We start from the raw sequence: 16,844 nt of genomic DNA on the forward strand, positions 1-16,844 counted from the left end.
AATCGGCTTGCAAAGTGACGTTTTGTAAATTACGTCACTTTTCTCATCGCGACATCCGGGCGGTAAATTCCGATTCGGTGCCAGCGACCATGATTTCCTGTCGCGCGACCGCCTTGCGGACGAAAGCGATCAAACGCCTGGCCAAGGAAGATGCCATGACCGGTTACAAGACAAACCTGCCTCTCGTCATTTCCCTCACCTGTGTCTCGCTGGCATTGGCCGGCTGCAGCGACCAGGGCGGCAGTCAGGGTGGAGGCCAGTCAGCGGCCCAGCGCCCACCACAGCCTGTCAGCGTCGTGACGATCAGCAGGACGGAACAGCCTCTGACCGCCGTCCTGTCGGGGCGTGCCGAAGCCTATCGTACCGCCGAGATCAGGCCTCGCGTTGGCGGCGTCATCAAGCAGATCGAGGTCAAGGAAGGCAGCTTCGTCAAGGCCGGCGACCTTCTCTACAAGATCGACGACGACACCTATCTTGCGGCGCTCGCGGAAGCGCAGGCAACGGTCGAGAAGGCCGAAGTCAGCGTGCCGGCCGCCCAGGCCAATCTCCAGCGCTACGAGAGGCTCGCCAATAGCGGTGCCTCGCAGCAGGAATATGAAACCGCCCAGACGACGCTCCTGCAGGCGAAGGCATCGGTTTCCGAGGCAAAGGCTGCATTGCAGACCGCACAGATCAACCAGGATTTCACCGAGGTCCGCGCACCTTTCGACGGGGTCACTTCTGCCACGAATTTCTCGATCGGCAATGTCGTCACCGCCAGCCAGACCGATTCGCTGATGACGCTGCGGCAGATCAACCCGATCTATATCCAGCTCAACGAATCGAGCGTCAACATTCTGCGCCTGCGCGACGCGATCGCCGCCAGCAACAAGAAATACAATCTCCCGACCGACAAGACGGATATCCGCCTGACGCTGGAAGACGGCTCGGACTATCCCAAGGTCGGCAAGCTCGACATGTCGGAAATGGCGGTCAGCACCACGACCGGCACGATCTCCATCCGCACCCTGTTCGACAACCCCGATAACCTTATTCTGCCCGGCATGTTCGTGCGTGCGACAGTTACCATCGGTCAGGACAGTGGCTACGCCATTCCCCAGCGTGCCGCCAGCCGCAATGCCAATGGCGACCTGACGGCGAAATTCGTCACGGCCGACAACAAGGTGGAGACCCGGACGTTCCGTTCCAGCCGGCTATCCGGCAATAACTGGCTGGTCAATGATGGTGTCGCCGATGGCGACAAGCTGATCGTCGACGGCTTCCAGTGGATCGCCGACAACGCCGCCGTCACGCCCGTTCCGGCCGAAATCGATGCCAAGGGCTTCATCATCGAAAAACAGGCACCCGCTGCCGGCCAGACCGCGCCGGCGCCAAAATCGTGATGCCCCTGCAAACTCCGTGATCGGGAATTAGAACATGGCTAAATTCTTCATCCGGCGGCCGATCTTTGCATGGGTCATCGCCATCGTCATCATGCTGGGCGGCGTCCTCGCGATCAACACTCTGTCGATTTCGCAATATCCCGAAGTCGCCCCCCCGACCGTACGCATCAGTGCAAGCTATACCGGCGCCAGCGCCGACACCGTGCGCAAGACGGTGACACAGATCATCGAGGACGGTATGACCGGCCTCGACGGCTTGACCTACATGACGTCCTCGTCCACCACGGGCGCGGCCTCGATCACGCTGACCTTTGATAATAGCGTCGATCCCGACATCGCCCAGGTACAGGTGCAGAACAAGCTGCAGCTCGTCACCTCCCAATTGCCCTCCATCGTCCAGCAGCTCGGTATCGAGGTGACCAAGTCGACATCGAGCATCCTTCTCGTCGGCGCGCTCGTCTCAACCGACGGCAAGCGCTCCTCGGCCGATCTCGGCGACATTTTCTCCTCGCAGATCGAGGACCAGGTGAAGCGGCTCGAAGGCGTCGGCAGCATCAACGCCTTCGGTTCTGCCTTCGCCATGCGCGTCTGGCTCGACCCGTTCAAGCTGAAGAAATTCCAGCTGACGCCTGCCGACGTGACCTCGGCGATCGAATCGCAGAACACCCAGGTTTCCGTCGGCTCCGTCGGCGACCTGCCGGCAGTCGAAGGCCAGCAGCTCAACGTCACCATGACGGCCCAGAGTCAGCTGACAACCGTGTCGGATTTTGAGCGAATCATCCTGCGCGTCAACACCAACGGTGCTAATGTCCGCTTGAGCGATGTGGCGAGGGTGGAGATCGGCCAGGAAAGTTATACGACGACCTCGCGCTCGGACCGCCAGCCGGCCTCAGGCTTTGCGGTGAACCTGGCGACGGGCGCCAATGCGCTCGATACCGCGGCTGTGGTCAAGGCAAAGATGGCGCAGATTGCCCCGAGCCTTCCGGCGAACGTCAAGATCATCTATCCTTACGACACCACGCCCTTCGTTTCCCTCTCGATCGAGAAAGTGGTGCATACGCTGATCGAAGCGATCGTACTCGTCTTCGTCGTGCTTCTCGTCTTCCTGCAGAATTTCCGCGCCACCTTCATACCGATGATCGCCGTTCCGGTGGTTCTGCTCGGCACGTTCGGCATTCTTGCCGTGACCGGATACTCGATCAATACCCTGACCATGTTCGCCATGGTTCTTGCGATCGGCCTTCTCGTCGACGATGCCATCGTCGTTGTCGAAAATGTCGAGCGCATCATGGACGAGGAAGGGCTGAGCCCGCTCGAGGCCACCGAGAAATCGATGGGCGAGATTACCGGCGCCATCGTCGGCATCGCCCTGGTCCTGACGGCGGTCTTCATTCCGATGGCCTTCTTCGGCGGCTCGACAGGTATCATCTACCGGCAGTTTTCGATCACCATCGTCTCCGCCATGCTGCTCTCGGCGCTGGTCGCCATCGTGCTGACGCCGGCCCTTTGCGCCACGATCCTGAAGCCCATCAACCACGAGAAGAAGGGCCGTGGCCCCGGCGCCTGGTTCAATCGCGGCTTCGACCGCACCACCAAGGGCTATGTCGGAACGGTCGGCTATCTCCTGAAGCGCCCGCTGCGCGTGATGGTGATGTTTGCGCTGATCGTCGGCGGATGCGCCTTCCTCTTCACCCGCCTGCCCTCATCCTTCCTGCCGCAGGAAGACCAGGGTGCGCTGATGACCATCATTCAGCTGCCCAACGGTGCCACTGCGGCGCAGACGCAGAAGGTCATCGAGAAAGTCGAGAATTACTATCTCGACAAGGAGAAGGAAGGCGTCGATTCGGTTTTCGCCGTCAACGGCTTCTCGTTCGCCGGCCAGGGACAGAACAACGCCATTGTCTTTGCCAGCCTCAAGCCCTTCGACCAGCGCACTGACGCCAAACTTGCCGCAGCCTCGATCGTGCAGCGAGCAATGGGCTATTTCTTCACCATTCGCGAGGCGCAGGTCTTCCCGCTTCTGCCGCCGGCCATCCAGGGCATGGGCACCTCCTCCGGCTTCTCCATGTATCTGGTGGACACCGGTAACCACGGCGCCGACGCATTGGCGCTCGCCGCCAAGCAACTGATTCAGACCGCCAATGCGGGCAGCAAGATCAGCGGCATGCGAGCCAATGACCGCGACGAGGAAAGCCAGGTCAAGCTGCTGCTCGATCAGGAAAAGCTCAGCGCCATGGGTGTCAGCATCGCCGACGCCAACTCGATGCTGACCACTATCTTCGCCGGCAGCCGCGTCAACGACTTTACGCTCAACAACAAGATCAAGCATGTCTACGTGCAGGGCGAAGCACCCTACCGCATGCAGGCAGAGGATCTGAAATATTGGGATGCGCGCAATTCCAATAATGAAATGGTGCCTTTCTCCTCCTTCACCGACACGAAATGGGTGAACGGCCTTCCTTCCCTCTCGGCATTCAATGCCGTCACCGCTTATTCGATGGAAGGCGCGGCGGCAGCAGGTGTTAGTTCCGGCGACGCGATGAATGAGGTGGAACATCTCGTCTCGCAAATGGATGGCGGCTATACCGTCGCATGGCAGGGCATTTCCTATCAGGAACGCCTGTCCGGCTCCCAGGCTCCGTTACTCTATGCACTCTCGGTGCTGATCGTTTTCCTGTGCCTTGCGGCACTCTACGAAAGCTGGTCCATCCCCTTCTCGGTCATCCTCGCCGTGCCGATCGGCGTGCTCGGCGCGCTTGCGGCAGCACACTTCCTCGGCCAGTCGAACGACGTCTATTTCAAGGTCGGCCTGCTGACGACGATCGGCCTCGCTGCGAAGAACGCGATCCTGATCGTGGAGTTCGCCAAGGACCGGCAGGAGGCCGGCATGAGCATGATGGAGGCCGCGCTCGAAGCAGCCAGACTGCGCCTGCGCCCGATCATCATGACCTCGCTCGCCTTCATTCTCGGGGTCGTCCCATTGGCCATCGCCACCGGAGCGGGCTCCGCAGCACAGAACGCAATCGGCATCGGAGTGCTCGGTGGTATGCTTTCTGCAACACTCATCGGAATTTTTTTCGTTCCGACGTTTTTTGTGGTCGTAAGGCGGTTATCAAATCATAAAAAACAGGCGAAGAATGGTTAAATGCGATGACGGATCGATGGCTTTCGGCTGGCGAATCGGATTCTGATTGTCAGTTCAATAGTGTCTGCTCCGCAACGCGGACTAGTTAGTAAGGGCTTTGGGACAAATATGATTTCCACTCGCGCAGCCGCCCCGCTCGTTTTGCTTCTCCTGTCCAGCTGTACGCTCGGTCCCAATCACACGGCGCCGCAGGTTTCCCTGCCGGCAAAGTTCGGTGAAGGGTCGACAGCAAGCAATGGCGACGTCTCCAAGAATGCTTGGTGGACGGCATTTTCCGATAAACGATTGAATGGTTACGTCGCTGACGGTCTTGCACAGAACCTTGATGTTCTGCAGGCCCTCGAACGTATCAACCAGGCACAGGCGAGCGTCATTACCGCTGGCGCCGGCGGCCTTCCGTCTCTCGACGTCTCGGCTGATGCCGGACGCAGCGGCGCCAGAGATATTGGCGGCAACGCTGGCGCTTTGTCTTCGACTTCCGCTCGCACCAGCGTTAGCGGTGGTGCGACGGCAAGCTGGTTCCTCGATCTGTTCGGCCTTTATCGCCGGTCCAAGGAAGCCGCCCTTGATAACCTCGACGCCGCATATGCAAGCGTTGATGTGGCGCGCCTGTCGCTTCTGTCCTCCGTCGCAGACGCTTATATCGACGCGCGTTATTACCAGGAACTGCTGAAGATCTCGAACGACAACTTGAAGTCGCGTCGCGAGACCTTGAACCTGACCAAGCTGCAGCTCGACGCTGGCGCTGCCTCCCGTCTCGACGTCGTTCAGGCCGAAGGTCTGGTCAACTCGACGCTCGCAGGCGTTCCCGGCATCGAGACCTCGTTCCGCACGTCGGCACATAGCCTGGCAACCCTGCTGGCTCAGCCGGCAGGATCGCTGGTCAGCGAATTGCAGAAGGGCGGCCACCAGCCGGTTGCGCGCTTCAGCACCAAGGCCGGTATCCCGGCGGACCTCATTCGCAACCGTCCTGATATCCGCGCGGCTGAACGCACACTCGCAGCAGCCGTTGCCAATATCGGCGTGGCGGAAGCCCAGCTCTATCCGGCCATCACGCTCGGTGGTTCGATCACCCCGTCCTACACGAAGGCCGGCAAGTCCGAGGCAGGCCTGTTGTCCTGGTCGTTCGGCCCGTCGCTCAGCCTGCCGATCTTTGACGGCGGAGCGCTGCGCGCCAACGTCTCGTCGGCCAAGTCGTCTGCGCGCGAATCCTACCTGGCATGGAAGCAGACGGTTCTCACTGCCGTACAGGACGTGGAGAACGCCCTTTCGGCTTATTCGCGTGACGGCCGCACCGTTGCAGCCTATCGCCAGACCGTCAAATCCTACCAGGAAGCTCTGGAACTCGCGACCGCAAGCTATCGCGATGGCGCCTCTTCGCTGCTCGACGTTCTCGACGCCCAGCGTCAGGTATCCGACGCACAGCAGAGCCTCGCAGCCGCGGTACAGACCATGGCAAAGGACTATGTGGCTCTCAACATCGCTGTTGGTGGCGGCTATGCCGTCGGTACGCCCGCCGCAAAGACGGAAGTTGCGTCTGCCAAGGTCATCAAGGACTGAGTTCAGGGCCGGCTCGCCGGCCCTCTTCCGTTTACCGAACAACAAAAGACCTCCGCAGCATCGCTGCGGAGGTTTTTTAATGCCATCTGAATGGCCGGGGACGATGCCCCGGCATAATTTATCAGTTCTTGGCGCGCTCGACGTAGGAATTGTCTTCCGTGGCGATGACGACGCGGGTGCCGGCATCGATATGCGGCGGAACCGCCGTGCGGATGCCGTTCGACAGCATGGCCGGCTTGTACGACGACGAAGCGGTCTGGCCCTTGACGACCGGTTCGGTCTCGGTGATCTCGAGAATGACGTGACGCGGAAGCTGCAGCGCCAGCGCCACACCTTCATGCATCGACAGGATGCAGGTCATGCCTTCCTGCAGATAGGCCTTCTGGTCGCCCATCGTATCGACGTCGACGACGACCTGGTCGTAGGTTTCCGGGTTCATGAAGTGGAAGCCTTCGCCATCCTCGTAGAGGAACTGGAAGTTCACGTCTTCGACGAAGGCGCGCTCGACCTGCTCCGTCGTGCGCCAGCGCTCCGAAACCTTCACGCCATCAACGATGCGACGCATGTTGACCTGGGTGACCGGAGTACCCTTGCCCGGGTGGAAGTTCTCGGCGGTGAGAACCACATAAAGCTTTCCATCGACGTCGATGACGTTGCCCTTGCGGACGGAGGAGGCGATGACCTTGACCATAAGACTTCCTTGTAACTCGGCCTGCCACGTCGTAGAGGACTGGCGAAATGGCCGTAGAGATGCTTTTCAGGTTTCCTTGCCGGCGCAACTAACGCAAAATCCGTCAAATAGCCAGCCCCGGCTTTGTTCGAGACGGCGATGAAGGCCCGATACATGAACCGCCCCGGCACATCAGCATCCCCCTGGTGGACGAAAGACAGCCATGCCGACCGCCGACCCTTCCTGATCGGCCGCAACCGGATCCAGTCCGCCCTGCGCAATTATTTCGGCAGGCGCGACTTCATCGAGGTCGACACCGCGACCCTGCAGGTCTCTCCCGGCAATGAGACGCATCTTCATGCCTTCGCAACGCAGGCCCTGGCGATCGACGGCCGGGCAGCGCCGCTATATCTCCACACCTCGCCCGAATTTGCCGCCAAGAAGCTTCTGGCGGCCGGTGAGAGCCGCATCTTCACCTTCGCCCATGTCTACCGCAATCGCGAGCGCGGCCCGCTGCACCATCCGGAATTCACCATGCTCGAATGGTACCGGGTCGGCGAAACCTATGAACGGCTGATGGCCGATTGTGCCGACATGCTGAAGCTTGCCGCCGAAACGACCGGCACCAGACACTTCTCCTTCCGCGACATGCAGAGCGACCCCTTTGCCGAACCGGAACGTCTGACGCTGGCCGAAGCCTTCGACCGCTTTGCCGGCATCGACCTCCTGTCCTCTGTCGCGACTTCGGGCGAGACTGACCGCGAGGTTCTGGCCCAAGCCGTGATCAGGGCCGGCATGCGCGTGGCCATCGACGACACCTGGGCCGATCTGTTCAGCAAGGTTCTGGTCGAGAAGGTCGAACCGCATCTTGGCCAGGGTCGGGCGACGATCCTCTGCGAATATCCTGTCTGCGAGGCAGCCTTGGCACGGCCTTCCGCCCGCGACCCGCGGGTGGCCGAACGCTTCGAGCTTTATGCCTGTGGCGTCGAGCTTGCCAACGCCTTTGGCGAACTCACCGATGCCGGAGAACAGCGCCGCCGCTTCGAGCATGAAATGGCCGAAAAGGCACGCATATACGGCGAGACCTATCCGATCGACGAGGATTTCCTCTCTGCGCTCGCCGAAATGCCCGAGGCAAGCGGTGCAGCCCTCGGCTTCGACCGGCTGGCCATGCTGGCGACAGGGGCAAGCCGCGTCGATCAGGTCATGTGGGCGCCGGTGGCGGAGGTTCTCGCGTGAGCATCGCCCGCGCCCTGAAGACGCCGGACGAACTGAGGATTGCTGGCCTCGTCTCGACCGAGCGTCTCGATGAAGTCCGCGCCGTCGCCGAGCGCTATGCGATCGCCATCACCCCGACCGTCCTGTCGCTCGTCGATCCGGCCGATCCGGCCGATCCGATCGCCCGGCAATTCGTGCCGGACGTGGCAGAACTCGTCACCGTGCCGGAAGAACGTGCCGATCCGATCGGGGATGCCGCCCATAGCCCGGTCAAGGGCATCGTGCATCGCTATCCCGACCGGGTGCTGCTGAAGGCTGTGCATGTATGCCCCGTCTATTGCCGCTTCTGCTTCCGCCGCGAAATGGTTGGCCCGCAGGGCGACGGCATGCTCTCGCCGGCGGAACTGGCTGCAGCCTTCGATTACATTCGCAATCACTCGGAAATCTGGGAAGTGATCCTGACCGGCGGCGACCCGCTGGTTCTGTCGCCGCGCCGGCTTGCCGAGATTATGCGTGGTCTGGCGGAGATCGACCATGTAAAGATCGTCCGCTTTCACACCCGCGTGCCGGTCGTCGATCCCGGCCATATTGATGACGCGCTGATCGCGGCACTGAAACAGGCCCGCAAGACGGTCTATATCGCCCTTCACGCCAATCACCCTCGCGAGATGACTGCGGAAGCACGTGCCGCCTGCGCCAGACTGGTCGATGCCGGCTTCCCGATGGTCAGCCAGACCGTGCTATTGAGAGGCGTCAACGACGATCCTAATGTCCTCGGCGACCTGATGAAGGCTTTCGTCGAGACGCGGGTGAAGCCCTATTATCTCCACCACCCCGACCTCGCCCCCGGCACCGGCCATTTCCGTCTCGATATCGAGGAAGGACAGAGGATCGTCGCAAGCCTGCGCGGCACCATTTCCGGTCTGTGCCAGCCCACCTACGTGCTGGATATTCCCGGCGGCCATGGCAAGGCCGATATCGGCAGGAGCGCCATAACGGGCGATGACGGCTGCTATTCCGTCAGCGATTTTCGCGGCAACGCGCATCAGTATCCGCCGAGATGAGGCTGCGGTGACCGGCGGGGAGGTGACGTGATCGTTTGACGGCTGCGCCAATCCGGCCCCCGCGCAGATCCTGCCGTGGCTTTCAAAGATCGTTCCGGAGAAGCACACGCATATGCGGGACCTCTGGGAAATTACAAAAAATGGCTCCGCATATGCGTGGCCCTCGGCGTCTTCTCGGGACTTCCGGTCCCTACGGATGATCCTCTCGCCTCACTGCGTGGCCTGAACTGGCCACTTGCACGGCTCAACCGAACCCGACATGGCTGCCGGGGGGAGGCTTGACAGGAGAGTGAAGGTTTGACACCGCGCTCTCCACGAGTTTCACCCCTTCCGCCCAAGCCGCACGTTACGGCTTGAGACAGAAGCGCCGGCCCCCACCTGCCCGCGAACGTCTCGCGAAACACTCCGGCGATGGAGGCGGGAGAATTGTAGGCATGACTTGTGAGCGCGGGGACGAAGCGCAGACGAAAATTTTCGACACCTGTCGGAAACGAGGGAGATGGCCCCGACATCGCCGGAGCCATCTCTGAAGGGCCAATCAGTAATTGGCGACCATTGTCGGCGTAAAGTCGGGCTCTACGCCAAGAAGCGGCGCGGCACGGCTGATGATGTCATGCACCATCGGAGCCGCCGTTTCGGTGGCAAGGTTCAGATTGTGCAGGCCCGTCAGCGGCTGATCGATGAAGGACAGGACCATATATCTCGGGTCCGTCATCGGGAAGGCGGCCAGAAACGAGTTGAAACTCAGCTTGTGCGAATAGACGCCATGGATGACCTTGTTGGCCGTGCCGGTCTTGCCGCCGACATGGAAGCCCTGGACGTCGGCGGTTCTACCCGTGCCCTGCTCGCCGTTCAGCTTGAAGAGATAGCGGATGACGTCGCTTGTGCTCTTGCTGACGACCCGCTCTTCGGTCTTCTCCGCCTCTTCGCGAGTGCGCGGCAGGAAAGTCGGCTCGATCAGTTCACCGCCATTGATGAGGGCGGCACCGGCAACGGCCGTCTGCATCGGCGTCGTGGCAACGCCATGGCCGAATGCGGCGGTAATCGAGTTGATCTTCTTCCACACCCGCGGCTGGCTCGGCATTTTCACCTCGGGCAGTTCCGTCTGCATCTTGGTCAACAGGCCGAAGCGGTTGAGATATTCCTTCTGGATATCCATGCCGACCTTGTCCATGATCTTGCCGGTACCGACGTTGGACGAGTAGCGGAAAATTTCCGGCACCGTCAGGACCCGCCGCGGCACGTCCCGGTCGTCATGGATGGTAAAGCCGCCGTAGTGCAAGGGCGTACTGGCATCGAACGTGTCCGTCAGCTTGATCTTGCCCGTATCGATGGCCATCGCGATGGAGAAGGTCTTGAAGACGGAACCCATCTCATCCGTGCCGTTCGACATGCGGTTCAGCCAGCCCTTGCTGCCACCATCCGCCTGCGGGTCATTGGGATCGAAATCGGGCGCCGAGGCCATGGCCAGCACTTCGCCGGTATAGATATCGAGAATGACCGCGCCGGCCGATTGCGCCTGGTATTTGCCGATTGCCTCAGACACCACATCATGCACGATGTTCTGGACACGCAGATCTATCGAAAGCTTCACCGGCTGCAGCTGGTCGACGCTGGTCAGCCCGACGCTCTTGAGGTCCGACAGACCCTGCGTGTCGATGTATTTCTCCATGCCGACCACGCCGCGATTGTCGATATCGACATAGCCGAGCACGTGCGCGGCAATGCGCCCTTCCGGATAGAAGCGCTTCACTTCCGGACGGAAGCCGATGGCCGGAATGCCGAGCTTCAACACGTCGCTCTGCTGCTTCGGCGTCAGTTGACGGCGGATCCAGATGAACTTCTGCCGCTTGTCGGAAAGCTTCGCGTACAGCGACTTGCGGTCGAGATCGGGGAAGAGGCCGGAAAGCTTCTCTACCGTCTCGTCCACGTCGACGATGCGAAACGGCTCGGCAAACATCGAGACGGTATGGACGTCGGTTGCCAGCAATTCGCCATTGCGGTCGGTAATGTCGGGGCGCGCGGCAATGCTGGTATTGGCGGGAATGGATGCCGTCATCTCCGGCGGACTGAAGCCGTAATAGGTCAGCCGGCCGAACGTCGCGATATAGGCAGCAATAAAACAGCCCGCGAGAATGATCACGCGCGACTTGGTCTGTTTCATGCTGCCGGCCGGCTTGCGCCGCGCCCATGTGGAACGTCCGGTCGCAACCAGCGTCTTTACGCGACCACTTTTGCGGAGAGAAAAGGAGATAACTGACATAGAGGTCTTTTTGAGGTCCTTGGCGGGCAGTCATCGGCCAGCATGCACCCTACTTTTTTAGACCTCGATGGTTAATGAGATACTAACCGCAGACCCCAACAGGTCGCAAAAGCGCACCCGATGCTGCCGTCATCCGCCGCAGCTCTGGTGGTCGGCGAAGTAACGCTGAAGTGTCTGCATTTGCGGACGGTCGCCGCTCTCCGTCGGCTGGATGTTGAGCGGTTCGGTCGGCTTCCACCAGTCGCCTGCCGCCCAGTAGGACCAGCCGATCCACACATCCGGCCGGCTTTCGACGGCCGACACCATATCGGTCAGCGCCTGCTGGCAACCGGGCGCGGTCGGCACCGCGAACTCACCGAGAAAACCATGTCGGCCGTGGCTTGCCAGCCAGTCGCCCATTGTGCCGATGGCTTTCACCGCATCGGCCGCACGGCTGCACTCGTCGTTCTTGCCGGAAAAATCGGCATCCATGTATTGATGGACTTCGTAGGCGTAATTTCCTGCGGGGTCGGTGACCCCGGCCATCACCTCGGAATTCGGCGTGCCGTAATCGCCGCCGGACCAGCTGTGTGCGCCGGTCCAGGATGTCCCCGGCACGAGGACGAGATTATTCGCCCCAGTCTGGCGGATGGCGGCGATCGCGCCATTGGCCGCCGACAGCCAGTCTTCAGCCGAAATCCCGTGCGGCTCGTTCATCAGCCCGAAAATGACGCCCTCCTGGTTGGCGAACATCGCCGCCAGCCGTCGCCAGAAATCGGAAAACGCGCTTTGCGGTACCGCATCCGAACCTATCAGCTGGTCCTTGTAGCGTGCGTAATTATGCGGATCGACGATCACCTGCATTCCGGCCGAACGGATATCCTTCACCGTCGCTCTCAGGCGCCGCATCTCCGCGGCATCGAACTTGTCGTAGAGTTTCGGCTGCAGCCGCTCCCACAGGAACGGCAGCCGCACGCCCCCGAACCCCTTGTCGCGGAAATAGGAAACCGTCTTCTCGGACGGATAGGTATAGCCCTCGCCATAGGCCTGGCCGAGACTGCCGAATTCCGCTCCGGCAAGGTTGATGCCACGGATGCATTGCGCCGACTGCGCTGGTCCGGCAGCCAGCACGGAACATGAAATGGCTCCGGCCAGAAGCCGCATTCTCGGCCTTGCACTCTGCCCCACCTTTTGTCCCTTACCGGTCACGCCTATTGCCACCATGCTTCTCCGCTTAGCCGCGCAAACCTCGCACCGCCAGCTTATAAAATCGCTAATAAACAGGCGAGTCGCTTCCCGACCTTGCCTGCGACGGGGATACACCTTCCGAAGACGCAACCGGAACGGAATTTTGCGCCGCCCTGCCTAATGTGACGCGTCAGAAGGCGATGACAAGCGGCACGTAAAATCTGGTCTCGGGACCATCGAGCCGTTCCAATCGTTCCAACTTGGCGTATAGGTCATTGCCGCAAATTTAGCCGCAGGGGAAACTATCCATGATCAAGAGCTATGTCCTGACCGTATCGTGCAAGTCCACGCGAGGCATCGTGGCGGCGATATCCGGCTTTCTGGCCGACAAGGGCTGCAACATCATCGATAGCTCGCAGTTCGACGACCTCGACACCGGCAAATTCTTCATGCGCGTCAGCTTCATTTCCGAAATGGGGGCCGATCGCAGTGCACTGGTCGACGGTTTCGCCCCCATCGCGCAGAAATTCGACATGGAATGGCAGGTTTTCGATTCGGAAGAACGGATGAAGGTGCTGCTGATGGTGTCGCGCTTCGGCCACTGCCTGAACGATCTTCTCTATCGCTGGAAGATCGGTGCCCTGCCGATCGATATCGTCGGGGTCGTTTCCAACCATTTCGACTACCAGAAACTGGTGGTCAACAACGACATCCCCTTCCACCACATCAAGGTGACCAAGGACAACAAGCCGCAGGCGGAAGCCCAGCTTTTGGACGTGGTCGAATCGAGCGGCACCGAGCTTGTGGTGCTCGCCCGCTACATGCAGGTTCTCTCCGATCAGCTCTGCGCAAAGATGTCCGGGCGGATCATCAACATCCACCATTCCTTCCTGCCGAGCTTCAAAGGTGCCAATCCCTATAAGCAGGCCTATCAGCGCGGCGTAAAACTGATCGGCGCGACCGCTCACTATGTCACCGCCGACCTCGATGAAGGCCCGATCATCGAACAGGATGTCGCCCGCATCACCCATGCCCAGTCGCCCGACGACTACGTGTCGCTCGGCCGCGACGTCGAAAGCCAGGTTCTCGCCCGCGCCATCCACGCTCATATCCACCATCGCACCTTCATCAACGGCAACCGCACGGTCGTCTTCCCGCCAAGCCCGGGCTCCTATGCGTCGGAACGAATGGGTTGAGTAGTCAAGCCAAGGCTTAAAAGCCCTATGGACGCAGCGTTTTCACGCGCTATCCTCTTCCGGACATGATGTTTCCGGAGACGTGTATGGCAGACGCTGCGACCGACAAGCCTGATATTGCCGAAAGCGCCATGCCAATGGAGGACGAGAGTACGCCTGAGAGGGTGGAAGCGCTTCTGCGCGAGCATTGGGGGCTTTCCGGCCAGGTCTTCCCGGTCGAGGAAAATCGCGGGGTCGGATATCTCGTCGACAATGGCCACCTGCGTTACCTCCTCAACATCAGGCTCCCTACCGACGAAGCATCTCTGAAGCTCGAACACGAGGTCATGCGCCACATCATCCGCAGCCCGGATGGCCCGCAGGTTTGCGAACCGGTGCCGACCAGGGACGACGAAGAGATTCTGCCGGCAACCATCGGCGGCGAGGACAGGATCCTGCGCCTTCTGACCGTGCTGGAGGGAACGGCACCGGCACCCGTCGGAAAACTTTCTTCTGCCACCGGTGTATCGCTCGGTGGTCTTGCGGCAAGTCTCGCCAGAAGCCTCGTCGATTTTGACCAGACGCTCTGGGGCAGTGAACACGAGGATGAGCTGCGCAAGGCAGGCCCGCGAACCGTCTCCCTGCTTTCCGAGGTGACCGACCAGGAAGCGAGGGATTTCATCGCCAGAGCCATGGTCGCGGCCCTGCGCCGCATTCATCCGCTCACCCCGGATTTCCGCGTCGGCCTCACCGTGCAGGACCTCGCCCTCGATATCCTCGCTGGCACTGACGAGGGCGGCGAGTTGCGCGCGACCGGGATTACCGATCTCGGCGGACTGGCCAAGGGCTGGTACGTTTCGGCTCTGGCCAAGACCTGCGCACGCATCCTTTCCAGCCGCGGCGGGGAACCTATGTCCATCCTGCCCGCAATCGGCGCCTACCACGCCATCGATCCGTTGAATAACAGCGAGATCGAAGCGCTCTGGCCGCTTGTCATCGGCGAACTCGCTCTGAATGCCGCCATAGCGGAAAACGCCAAGGCGCGTGCCGCCGATAACAGCGAGGCTGCCTCTTTTGCCGCCCGTGCCAAGGATGTTCTGAGCGCGGCCTCGGCAGCCACCGCCCCCTTCATGCAGGCCGCCATCCTAACCGCCTGCGGCATCGAACCTCCACCGCTCGATATCGGCCCGCTTCTGCCCGATATCGATAGCGACAGGGTGCGGCTGGTCGATCTCGGCGTCACCAGCCCTCTGTTTCACGACGGCAACTGGACGGATGCGGATTGCGACTGGAGGCTTCTGGCCCGCATAGCCTGGGAAACCGGCATGGGCAGCACGCGTTACGGAGAATACCGCCTGTCGAAAGCGACGGCGCTGGCGGACGCCGCGCCGGATGGTGAGGCCGAACCCGCCAATGTCGCCTTGCATGTCGATATCTGCCTGCCGGCGGGAACCCCGCTCATGGCCCCCTTCACAGGCATGGTGACCGAGACGTCGCCACGCCTGTCCATTCGCGGATCCCAACTGACGCTGCTGCTGGAAGGCGTTGCCACCGATCTTGCCGACGGAGCGGAGATCGCCGGGCAAGGCGTGATCGGCAAGGTGGCGGGCGAGGACGGAGCCGTCGGCGGCATCAGGATCAGACTTTCCCGCGACCCCGACAATCCACCGCCCCTATTCTGCGCGCCGTCGCAGGCCGGGATCTGGCGCCATCTCGCGCCGTCCCCCGCGCCCCTGCTTAAGCTCGATTGCGATGCGCCGGCGGTGAGGCCTGAGAGGATTGGCCGCGCCTGGCGCGAATTCCTCTATGACGAGGCAGGCCGCATCCGCCTCGATTTTACCGGTACCGCCCCGCTTGTTGGCCACGGGCACCCGGCCGTCGCCACGGCGGGCTATCGCCAGCATATGTTGGCGGCCGTGGCAAATGGCGAGATAGCCGTTCACGACGATCTCCGGCAGGCACTCGCCGAAGTCGCCCCGCCAAGCCTCGGCCATGTCGTGCTGTTTGCCGGCCGCTCTGAGGCACTTGCAGCACTGACCTCACTCGCAGTCAACGCAGCGCCACCCGGGACATCCGAAACGGGCGAAGCCGCAAGGGCTGATCTGCCTGCGGACGAGGACATTGGGGAAGTCATCTCTGAACTCCGTGAAAGCGACGGCGATGGCGAAGAGCCCGATGAAGCTGCTGTCCCGGCGCTGAAGACCGGTATGACGGTTATCGAGCCCCTGCCCAGTATTGTCGGACTGGTGGAGACGATCGCAATTGCCAGGAAGCAGGGCCATATCGTCGTCGCCGACGAGACGCGCACCGGCTATGGCCGACTTGGCGACGCATTCTGGGCCATCGAACAGGAAGGGCTTTCCGTCGATGCCCTGCTGGCGGGAAGCTGCCACGGGGATACGCTGTCCGTCGTCTTCTGCGGCTCAGATCTTGCAGACGGGCTGTACGAATTGTCATCGCCGGTGTCTCCGATCGCCGCAGCGACCGCGCTTGCGGCACTTCGCGTTCTTCGCGACGAGCAGATGCAGGCCAATGCCGCGACGATCGGCGAAATCCTCGGGCACGGCCTGCGGCAACTTTCCGAAGACAGAAATGGCGATATCGAAATCACCGGTCAGGGTTTCTTCTGGAAAATTCAACTTTCGGGGGAACCGGCCAAAATCGGACCTGTGCTCAGCCGGACGGTGCAGCATGACACCGGCAACAACGGTACGATTCTCTTTCTACCCCCTCTCTGCGCCGGCGAGCAGAGCGTGAAGCAATGTCTCGCGAGCCTTCGCCAGGCATTCGGACCGATCCCCCAATCGGAAATTTAAACGGGCCTCACCCTTGTTTGGATGACACCAGCACCTAAGTTAGCTTCGCTGGCGGAAGCCGCGAGATTGCGAACGTAATTTCACAATATCGCCTTTCTCCTGTCATCATGCAGAAAAATATTCTGTTTAATTAGGATTTGATTGATCGGGACACTCGTTTCGAATACCCTGATCAACGGTCGGAAAATGATTCTGACTGTATCGCGCAACGCTTTGAAAAGGAGAGTGGCATGCTGAAATCTGTCTTCGTCGCTGTCCTCAAGCGGCAAGCGCTCGATATGAATGGCACGGATCGCCGCTCCCTTCCGTGCTGTCGAATGTAACGCTTCCGGTTCCTATCGTTCCTGAATTTTACCATTCGTTTTGAGCTGCACCCTCTGCAGC

10 protein-coding genes are annotated in these 16,844 nt (G+C 60.9%); 7 read left to right on the top strand and 3 right to left on the bottom strand.

The window, feature by feature from the left end; all coding sequences use genetic code 11:
• Positions 1–155 precede the first annotated feature (155 nt).
• The 3 genes from NCHU2750_RS18290 (at position 156) to NCHU2750_RS18300 (ending at position 6,087) form a co-directional block, all read left to right on the top strand.
• Positions 156–1,382 (top strand): efflux RND transporter periplasmic adaptor subunit, encoded by a 1,227-nt coding sequence (locus NCHU2750_RS18290; RefSeq protein ID WP_119941899.1) that lies wholly within the window; start codon positions 156–158, stop codon positions 1,380–1,382.
• A 34-nt stretch (positions 1,383–1,416) separates the two neighbouring features.
• Positions 1,417–4,527: an efflux RND transporter permease subunit gene (locus tag NCHU2750_RS18295; protein WP_119941901.1), complete on the top strand. Its 3,111-nt coding sequence runs from the start codon at positions 1,417–1,419 to the stop codon at positions 4,525–4,527.
• A 108-nt stretch (positions 4,528–4,635) separates the two neighbouring features.
• Positions 4,636–6,087 (top strand): efflux transporter outer membrane subunit, encoded by a 1,452-nt coding sequence (locus NCHU2750_RS18300; protein WP_119941903.1) that lies wholly within the window; start codon positions 4,636–4,638, stop codon positions 6,085–6,087.
• Positions 6,088–6,208: 121 nt separating this feature from the next.
• Here NCHU2750_RS18300 and efp read toward each other — a convergent pair whose 3' ends face one another.
• A complete protein-coding gene (gene efp, locus NCHU2750_RS18305; RefSeq protein ID WP_119941905.1) occupies positions 6,209–6,778 on the bottom strand; it encodes an elongation factor P in 570 nt (189 codons plus the stop codon).
• 138 nt (positions 6,779–6,916) lie between these two features.
• Between efp and epmA the strand changes: the two genes are divergently transcribed.
• Positions 6,917–7,996, top strand: a complete 1,080-nt coding sequence (gene epmA / locus NCHU2750_RS18310; RefSeq protein ID WP_245480282.1) for an EF-P lysine aminoacylase EpmA — start codon at positions 6,917–6,919, stop codon at positions 7,994–7,996.
• The gene (locus NCHU2750_RS18315; RefSeq protein ID WP_119941907.1) at positions 7,993–9,039 is read left to right on the top strand and encodes a lysine-2,3-aminomutase-like protein; all 1,047 of its coding nucleotides are present in this window, start codon (positions 7,993–7,995) and stop codon (positions 9,037–9,039) included. The genes epmA and NCHU2750_RS18315 overlap by 4 nt, the downstream gene beginning before the upstream one ends.
• 538 nt (positions 9,040–9,577) lie before the next feature.
• Here NCHU2750_RS18315 and NCHU2750_RS18320 read toward each other — a convergent pair.
• Complete coding sequence (locus tag NCHU2750_RS18320; protein ID WP_119941909.1) at positions 9,578–11,302, bottom strand: peptidoglycan D,D-transpeptidase FtsI family protein; 1,725 nt, start codon at positions 11,300–11,302, stop codon at positions 9,578–9,580.
• Positions 11,303–11,431: 129 nt separating this feature from the next.
• Positions 11,432–12,445, bottom strand: coding sequence for a glycoside hydrolase family 5 protein (locus tag NCHU2750_RS18325; RefSeq protein ID WP_119941910.1), 1,014 nt, complete (start codon positions 12,443–12,445; stop codon positions 11,432–11,434).
• Between the two features lie 335 nt (positions 12,446–12,780).
• Here NCHU2750_RS18325 and purU point away from each other — a divergent pair, with 335 nt between their 5' ends.
• Positions 12,781–13,665: a formyltetrahydrofolate deformylase gene (gene purU / locus NCHU2750_RS18330; protein WP_119943519.1), complete on the top strand. Its 885-nt coding sequence runs from the start codon at positions 12,781–12,783 to the stop codon at positions 13,663–13,665.
• Between the two features lie 86 nt (positions 13,666–13,751).
• Complete coding sequence (locus NCHU2750_RS18335; protein ID WP_162939676.1) at positions 13,752–16,460, top strand: aminotransferase class III-fold pyridoxal phosphate-dependent enzyme; 2,709 nt, start codon at positions 13,752–13,754, stop codon at positions 16,458–16,460.
• Positions 16,461–16,844: the final 384 nt, after the last annotated feature.

The organism is Neorhizobium sp. NCHU2750, assembly GCF_003597675.1.
Classification (GTDB): Bacteria; Pseudomonadota; Alphaproteobacteria; order Rhizobiales; family Rhizobiaceae; genus Neorhizobium.